At 64.4% G+C, this 6,799-nt stretch carries 8 protein-coding genes; 3 read left to right on the top strand and 5 right to left on the bottom strand.

All coding sequences use genetic code 11. The features are described 5' to 3' along the window. Positions 1-612 precede the first annotated feature (612 nt). Positions 613-825 (top strand): hypothetical protein, encoded by a 213-nt coding sequence (locus tag AC1DRP_RS16025; RefSeq protein WP_441492347.1) that lies wholly within the window; start codon positions 613-615, stop codon positions 823-825. A gap of 43 nt (positions 826-868) precedes the next feature. Here AC1DRP_RS16025 and AC1DRP_RS16020 read toward each other — a convergent pair whose 3' ends face one another. Both AC1DRP_RS16020 and AC1DRP_RS16015 read right to left on the bottom strand, forming a co-directional pair. After that, a complete protein-coding gene (locus AC1DRP_RS16020) occupies positions 869-1,087 on the bottom strand; it encodes a hypothetical protein (protein WP_441508151.1) in 219 nt (72 codons plus the stop codon). Between the two features lie 180 nt (positions 1,088-1,267). Continuing rightward, the gene (locus tag AC1DRP_RS16015) at positions 1,268-2,611 is read right to left on the bottom strand and encodes a DUF1214 domain-containing protein (RefSeq protein WP_441508150.1); all 1,344 of its coding nucleotides are present in this window, start codon (positions 2,609-2,611) and stop codon (positions 1,268-1,270) included. Positions 2,612-3,011: 400 nt separating this feature from the next. Between AC1DRP_RS16015 and AC1DRP_RS16010 the strand changes: the two genes are divergently transcribed. Then, complete coding sequence (locus AC1DRP_RS16010; RefSeq protein ID WP_441508149.1) at positions 3,012-3,719, top strand: hypothetical protein; 708 nt, start codon at positions 3,012-3,014, stop codon at positions 3,717-3,719. Here the strand turns inward: AC1DRP_RS16010 and AC1DRP_RS16005 are convergent. After that, positions 3,716-4,048: a hypothetical protein gene (locus tag AC1DRP_RS16005; protein WP_441508148.1), complete on the bottom strand. Its 333-nt coding sequence runs from the start codon at positions 4,046-4,048 to the stop codon at positions 3,716-3,718. The genes AC1DRP_RS16010 and AC1DRP_RS16005 overlap by 4 nt on opposite strands. A gap of 350 nt (positions 4,049-4,398) precedes the next feature. Here AC1DRP_RS16005 and AC1DRP_RS16000 point away from each other — a divergent pair, with 350 nt between their 5' ends. After that, positions 4,399-4,845: a CBS domain-containing protein gene (locus AC1DRP_RS16000; protein WP_441508147.1), complete on the top strand. Its 447-nt coding sequence runs from the start codon at positions 4,399-4,401 to the stop codon at positions 4,843-4,845. Positions 4,846-4,980: 135 nt separating this feature from the next. On the opposite strand, the gene AC1DRP_RS15995 is transcribed toward AC1DRP_RS16000, so the two are convergent. Together AC1DRP_RS15995 and AC1DRP_RS15990 are read right to left on the bottom strand one after the other, a co-directional pair. Then, positions 4,981-5,607 (bottom strand): HAD family hydrolase, encoded by a 627-nt coding sequence (locus AC1DRP_RS15995; protein WP_476768956.1) that lies wholly within the window; start codon positions 5,605-5,607, stop codon positions 4,981-4,983. Positions 5,608-5,669: 62 nt separating this feature from the next. Further along, positions 5,670-6,677, bottom strand: a complete 1,008-nt coding sequence (locus AC1DRP_RS15990) for an SDR family NAD(P)-dependent oxidoreductase (RefSeq protein ID WP_476768955.1) — start codon at positions 6,675-6,677, stop codon at positions 5,670-5,672. Positions 6,678-6,799 lie beyond the last annotated feature (122 nt).

Genomic DNA, 6,799 nt, shown 5'->3' with positions numbered 1-6,799 from the left:
CGCTGATATCGTGATGGCACTCTGGCGTTCTGCGACAGTCAGCCCGGCAACCATTCGCTCTCCCCCCGGTCATCACACAGCGCGGCTCGCGGTGCTCGAGAGAGGGACCGGAAGGTCGAAATCCGGACCGCGTCAGCCAGTGAATACTTGTCGAGAGCCGCCAGATTGGTGGCCGGCATTGTCAAGAAGATACCCATTAATATGCAGGTCGGCGAGATAGGCAATGACCGCCCCGCCGCCGAACGCACTCGCTCCGCGCATGCGGGCCGGTTGAGTGACGGCCGGGCGTCTGCGCGGCATCAGAATACCACTTGGCGTACTAGGGCCTAACCCGCGCCCATGGCTCAGCACCAGTCACCTGCAGTCCGCCATCAGGCCGGTCGAATCGGCGTCGTCCATTGACGAAACTCAGCCGGAAAATGGTCTGGGCGCCCGCCGTTTGCCGTCGCGAACATCCGCCGGGTTCATGTCAGAAAGGCCAATCGACGCAGCGCTGATGCCGCGAGGGCCGCCATTGGCCAATATCCCCCGCCGATTGACCCGTCTTGCGCCTTCCTCACATTCTTGCCCAACCGGCGTGATCCGGTCTGGCGCGTTCAATGGAGGAACCAGATGCGATCGATGATGCTCGCCCTTGTCGCTCTTTCACTGCTGGGCTGCAGCGGCTCCCCGCAACCCCGGGGCGTCGCCCGCGACCTGACACAGGGGACGGCGCAGTGTTCCAAGCACAAATGGGGCACTTCGGAGATGGCCGAGTGCCTCGATCGCGCGACCGGCAACCAGTCCGCAACGGCCCCCGAGGCCAAGGCGGGCCGCAGCGGCTGAGATCGGGGCGTCGCAGGCTCAAGCCCGCGTTTCGCCCGCTGCCTTACGACGCCGGTCGTGGCGGCGGGCCGCCAGCGACGACAGGCTCTGCACCTGGAAAGCGCACGACGTTGGAGTGCGTGCTGCTGCGTTGAGCGCGGGCAACCGCTTCGAGGAGCAACTCGACGGCGCGCCGAAGTCGGTCATCCTCGGGGTTGTCCCCGTCCAGCGTCAGGAAGGCGTTGATCAGATAGGCCCGGGCCAGTGGGTAATTGGTGCTCATGGCCGCCTCCCTTGCAGCGAGAGGGTCGCGCCAAAGGACGAGCGTTTTGTAAATGGGACCGCTCGCATTTGAGCGATTGCCCGGCAAGGAACGCTCTCGATGCCGGGCCGCGCCGAACGGAGAATGCATGGCGCGACGGTCGGGACCTGACCCGGCGCGCCTCTCGCGGCGCGGGAGCGCTCAATCGACCTTGGTGACCGGTGCCGGCTGCCACGCGCCGCGCTTCACCACGTCCTTCGGGACATAGGTTCGGAAGGTCAGCGAGAACGGCTTGCTGTCGGGGGCCGGAAGCCAGTTCGAGTCCGGAACACCGGCGACGGGCTTGGGGCCGATCCCGATCTTCAGCGAACCGTCTGGCTCCTTCGCTAGGCTTGAATTGGTGTTGAAGTTGAAGCGATTGAGCGGGTTTGCCACCACGCGGTAATCCGGCACGCCGACCAGGATCACCGACCAATAGGCATCGACCACGGATTGCGGAAGCTTGTCGGCGGGGAAGTGCATGACATAACTGTTGCTGCCGTTGAGCGGCTTCTCGTCGGCATCGCGGGTGGCGATCAGGTAGACCGCTTCATCTGGTGTGTTGGCCCAGATGCCGGCAAAATTGACCGAGGTACGCAGCCAGAAATCCTTGCCGTAATTGCCCGCCTGGCCGGCGCCGATCCAGTGATTGCTATAGGGCGCGCTCCTGGTCAGGGCGTATTCCTGGAAGGCGGGAATGACCTTGCGCAGCTGCGTGTCGATGGCGGCGCGCGCCTCCTTGCCGGATGCGGCATAGGCTGCGACGACCCGGACCTTCTGCTGCATCTCGGCGGCGTTCGGCGCGACATCGAGCGCGCTTGCGAGCCTGGCATCGACATTGTCGAAGATCTCGACGCCGATCAGGTCCTTGTTCTCGAACAGGGGCATGGCCGGCGGCGGCTGGATCACCGGCTTGCCGAGGGACCTGACCTTGAACTGGCGCTGAAGCTTCACGGCCCCTTCGGGATCGCCCTTGAGCTCGACCCGCGCCAGCATCTTGGCCTTGCCGGAATGCAGCTCGATGCGCCCCGCACCGGCCGGAATCTTCGCCGTCGAGCCGGGTTTGACCAGCGCAAACGTGCCGAAGGGTTTTGAGGGGAAGGAGCGCTCGTTGATGTTGACGATCACCTCGCCCCATTCATCGAGAATCTCGGCGGTGTAGTAGCGTCCCTTGACCTCGGGCACCTCGAGCAGGACGGGCGTCTTGTCGTCGACGGCGAACCAGGCCTCGAGATAGGCGACGTCGAAATTGGGATTGACGAAATCGGCGGAGCCCAGCGGGTTATACTTGATCGCGTTATAGGCGAAGCCCGGCCCCTTCCGGTCGAGATGTTCCTGYCGGATCACGAAGGCCCGGCCGAGCAGATAGACATAGGCGTCCGCGATCGTCTTCTCGTCCGGCTCCGCCGTGCGCGCCGGGGCTTGCGCGAGGCCCGGCCCGTTCAGCAGGGGGCTGAACGCCAGGAAGGCGAGCAGCGTCGCCACATGTCTGCGGTGCAGGGTCATTGGCGCGCCCTTCGAGGCTTCGTGATCACTCAGGCCGTCCATCGCGCCAAACGATCGGCACGGGGCCGGCAGCGACGGTGACAGGACGGAGGATCGAGGGGATCGCGGACGGAGCCGGAAAGGTAAGGGCGCCACAAACGTGCGGCAAAAGTGCAGGTCTCAAAAATGCAACTCCGCCGGCCCGATCACCATCGGTCGATCCGACCGTCCTGCAATCGCGAGTTGCGGTCAAGCCGGCAACACGCAGGGCAATCGCATCGGCAGTGCAGGGCAGGGTCAGTGCTCCTGGGACTCAGGGAAGGAGGCTCTCGACGCCAACCTGGTCATCGGCTGACGCACAGCGGAAAGCGCGATGCCCAGAGCTCTTGGCGCCGGGTTCCGCTTATGGCAGCACTGCTTCATGCGCGAGACGACCAAGAGTAAGGCAAGGGCCCGCTTTGGATGGGCTTTGGCTATCCCGATCCTCGTCTCGTTTGTGTTCACGAGCGTCTTTGGAATCAAGGCGCGGCGAGCATTTGAGCAGCAGCGCTGCGGCCTCGGTTTGCCATGGGATCGTGCGACGAGCGAAAGCTGGTTGGAGGCTTATTTCCCCGCAGCGTGGCGCGATGTGCAGACCTTGCGACGGTTGTCTTCGGAGTGTTTCGCAGCCTTGCACACCGACCTCACGACGGCCGGCCTTGTTGCGTTCGCCGCCACGGCCGTGCTCGCAGTCCTTCTGGTCGCGCAATCCGGGATCTTGTCCGGAGATGTGCTGCGCCCAGGCAACAGCAACCGTCTGGAGATAGCGATCGGAAGTGCGGCTTGTGCTGTATTTACGATCTGGTGGATCGTATGGTCATTGAGCAACGATCAGTTCATCAACTTTGGTGAGAGGGCCATAAGATGGACTGTTATTTTCAATGGGGAGTATATAGCGCCGTTCAATTTTGCGTTCCTGCTGAATTCCGTCTCTCTCAGGATTGTGGTCGTTGTCCTGCTCGTCTTCGTGAGCTTGAGCTGGCGCGGCTCAGTTGGCGCGACCGGGCCGCGCCAAACCCGGAATGAAGCTCCGTTTGCGATGATGGACCGTCGCGCCAGATCTCGGCGGCGGACGCCAATGCCAATCTAGGAAGCGGCGCGGCGAACGTCCGCAGCGATATCGGATCGGTGCCGGTCGAGCCATGCGGTCGCCTCGGCGCCATCGACGCGGCACTCGAAGGTCGGCCAGGACGGGTCCTCTCGCGACTCGATCTCCAGCCGGTCTCGGGCATAGCGGATCAGCTCGCGGAGCGTTTCATATCCGGGCCGGCCCTCGAGGGCGTCGGCGATCCAGGGCGTCGACCAGCCCCGTTTGGCGAGAAGCGCAATGCTGGCCGGATCGGCCTCCTCGAACCAGGGGGTGGCGTCGAACTCCGCCCGCATCGCCTCATCGGCTGTGTGGCACGTCGCGTGGATCATGCTCCGCTCCTGCTGGTCGGACCCATCATCTGCATCATAGCCCAGCAGGAGGCGCTATGCGCGCGTTTGAACACCACTTAAGCGGCTGCGCGGCGCCTGAACTCCGGCCAACCAGCACAGGATGCTGGCCGGCCCCGCGATGATCCGGTATCATCCACGGGCATGCCGCTCTCTGGGGCGGGTCTTCGCCAAAGCCCTCTCCCAGACCATGCTTTCGGCGCGCGAAGCAGTATTCCCGCAAGCGTATTCGGCTGGTCGCAGCGCATTCCGGCGCGACAGGGAGACCACCAGGCAATCCCACGGCGAGTGACATGCCTCGGATCTGAAACCGCGCAGAGCAGGAGGTAGCCATGCTCGTTCGTGACGCTATGACCGCGCATGCGGAATGGATCTCTCCGGACATCTCGCTGACCGAGGTCGCGCGCAAGATGCGCGACGCGGATATCGGATGCCTCCCCGTGGGAGAAAATGATCGTCTCATCGGAATGATCACGGATAGAGACCTTGCCTGCCGTGGCTGCGCCGAAGGGGCCGATCCCAACACGACAAAAGCGAGAAAGGTCATGACGGCGGGTATCACCTGGTGCTTCGAGGACGATGACATCAGGGATGCGACGCGCCGCATGACGGACAAGGAGATCCATCACATGCCGGTGATGAACACGCAGAAGCGGATGACTGGCATTCTCTCTCTGTCCGATTTGGCGCTGAGAGCGCCGAAGGATTTGTTCGGCGAGGTCACACGGCTTGTTGCCCGCGACGCATCGCGGCACGCTTCCGAACCCATGGCCCACTAGCTGTCCAAGCCCGGACGGCTTTTCATCCGGGACTGGGCCGAGAGGCTGGGGTTGCAAAGCTCCGCTTCCTGGCCCGGAGACGCCGGGATGGCAGGGCCAGCATCCTGGCGTTGCCGGTTCGACGCCCATGCCAACCTAAGAACCGGACTCCATCAGCAGGTCGGCAAGCCGGCTTTGCCCAGTCCACAGAGCCGCGCTCCAGCCCCGCGCGATTGCGGCCTCAACATTCGCCGGGGCGTCGTCGATCAGGAACAGCTCGTGCGGCTCAAAACCTGTTCGCGCCTCGATGGCGGCGAAGAAGCCCTGAGCGGGCTTCGCCCAGCCCAGCGCCGCCGCATAGTGGATGGCGTCGAAATGGCGCTCGAAGCCGAGCGTGTGCCAGAGATATCGTGCGCGCTCATGCTCCTGGACTGTCGCGAGATGCAATTCCAGGCCGTGCGCTCGCAGCTCCGCCAATTGTCCCAGCAGGTCCCGATCGACGTGGGAATCCTGTTCGAACCAATATCGGACGAGGGTGCCCGCATTCACTGTCGCGCCCATTTTCGCCAATGCGGGCTCAAGTCGCGCATGGAGATCAGCACGGCCATGGATGATGTCGGGCCAATGCGGGGCGAAGAACTCCGCCTGCAAGGTCTCCCTGGAGAGACCGAGATCACGTTCGAGATGAGCCGCCCATCCCCTTGGATYGGGATGTACGATCAGCACGCCGTCGACATCGACCATCACCGCCTTGAAGCGCATCGCGTCAGGATAGGCGGGCATCCTGCTCGTGAGAAGAGCCGGAATCGCCCCTGGCGGGAGCAGCGTGCGGCGTCGCCACCACTCTAATACGCCGTCCAGCCGCCATCGGTCGCGTAGGTGCCGCCGGTGAGGTTTGAGGCTTCGTCCGAGAGCAGGAAGAGCATGATCGCGACCTGTTCCGCCGGCGTCGCGTCGCGCTTATGGGAATCGGCCGCCTGCAGCAGGCTGTCGGCCTTCAGCATGCTCATGCTCGGGCCGCCGCCTGTGTCCTGCAGCTTCCTGGTCACGAGCTCCAGCGCGCGCTCGACCATCGGGGTTGCGGTCTGGGCCATGTTCACCGAGTTGATGCGGATCCCATAGGCGGCATAGTCGATCGCGGCCGAGCGGGTGAGGCCGGTCACCGCGTGCTTGCTGGCGACATAGGCCGGATTTCCGCCGAACCCGGTTAGCCCGGTGACCGAGCCGACATTGACGATGGCGCCGCCGAGATTCTGTTTCACCATCTGCTTGAGCTCGGCGCGCATCGACTTGAACACGCCGGTCGCATTGGTGCGCAAGACATTGTCCCAGTAGGCGTCCGTGGCCTCATGGATCGGCGCGAAGAGCAGGTGTTTTTGCCGCTCGTATTCGATCGGCGCGCCGGAATAGACGCCGTCCATGACGCCGGCATTGTTGATGGCGTAATCGAGCCGGCCGAAGCGAGCGACCGCGACCTTCACCATCTGCTCGCAGGTCTCGGTGTCGGAGATATCGCCGAAGACGAACTCCGCCTTTCCGCCTGCCTTCGCGATGGCGTTCATGTGTTCGGAGCYCTGTTCCTGCAACCAGTCGGCACCGACGACATTGGCGCCCTCGCGGGCGGCACGCTGGGCCGCGAGCGCGCCCATGCCGCGCGCGCAGCCGGTGACGATGAGCGTCTTGCCCTTGAAGCGCTCGGGGATGAAGTAATCCGGGCTGAGCGGCGCGACGTCCCTGGTACCGATGCCGCGCTTGCCCGTCTGGGCCTGGGCTTCCGTGGCAAGCGAGAGCCCGCCGGCTGCGCCGGCGGAGGAGGCGAGCGCGATGGCCTTCAGCAGATCTCGGCGTTCCATCGATCGGTCCCTTCCGGTTCTGGGCGGCACGGCGGACAGTGGCAATGCGTCGGGACGAACGGCGGCCGCCTCGGGACTGCCGGGGGCGGCGACATGACCATGGGCAGCGACCTCCCGCAGCG

This window comes from Allobosea sp. 01N443 (genome assembly GCF_056399325.1).
This window is presented reverse-complemented; position numbering and strand designations above follow the sequence as displayed.

Bases quoted from the DNA above. Each gene is read 5' to 3' on its own strand.
- AC1DRP_RS16010 (WP_441508149.1), top strand. From the start codon at position 3,012: ATGCGCGAGACGACCAAGAGTAAGGCAAGGGCCCGCTTTGGATGGGCT.
- AC1DRP_RS16000 (WP_441508147.1), top strand. From the start codon at position 4,399: ATGCTCGTTCGTGACGCTATGACCGCGCATGCGGAATGGATCTCTCCG.
- AC1DRP_RS16020 (WP_441508151.1), bottom strand. From the start codon at position 1,087: ATGAGCACCAATTACCCACTGGCCCGGGCCTATCTGATCAACGCCTTC.
- AC1DRP_RS16025 (WP_441492347.1), top strand. From the start codon at position 613: ATGCGATCGATGATGCTCGCCCTTGTCGCTCTTTCACTGCTGGGCTGC.
- AC1DRP_RS16005 (WP_441508148.1), bottom strand. From the start codon at position 4,048: ATGATCCACGCGACGTGCCACACAGCCGATGAGGCGATGCGGGCGGAG.